Source organism: Yoonia sp. R2-816 (genome assembly GCF_046762905.1).
Lineage (GTDB): Bacteria > Pseudomonadota > Alphaproteobacteria > Rhodobacterales > Rhodobacteraceae > Yoonia.
The window spans coordinates 1-331 of record NZ_JBKQXN010000292.1 but is presented as its reverse complement, the minus strand read 5'-3'; the positions used below and the strand labels follow the sequence as shown (position 1 = coordinate 331).

The 331-nt window shown below is 59.5% G+C and carries 1 pseudogene; it reads left to right on the top strand.

The annotated features are described in order from the left end of the window. Window positions 1-130: 130 nt before the first annotated feature. Window positions 131-331 (top strand): annotated as a pseudogene (locus ACFWW2_RS16990) (hypothetical protein); the annotation flags it as partial.

Here is a 331-nt window from a genome sequence, read left to right as displayed (position 1 = left end):
CCGCCCGCAGCGGCGGCGGCGCGCGCCGGGGTCCGCCCTGGCCTGCGCGGCCGCCCAGCAACTGCACCCGGCAGTCCCGCGTGGCTTGGGACAGCGACCACAGTGGGACGTGCATTACGAATGATCGAAGATGGGTTTTTTGGATGCAAACACCGACATGGATATCCCTGAAATGTTCGGCAACGGAGACCGACACATTACGCGGCTGTTTGATAAACATGCGGGTGCGAGTCCTAGCAAAGTCGCGGCGACCGCAAGCGTGCAACGCGCAAATCGGATGATTGATGCAGGAAATATGTCCATCTCTGAAATTGCGTTCTCAGACGGATTT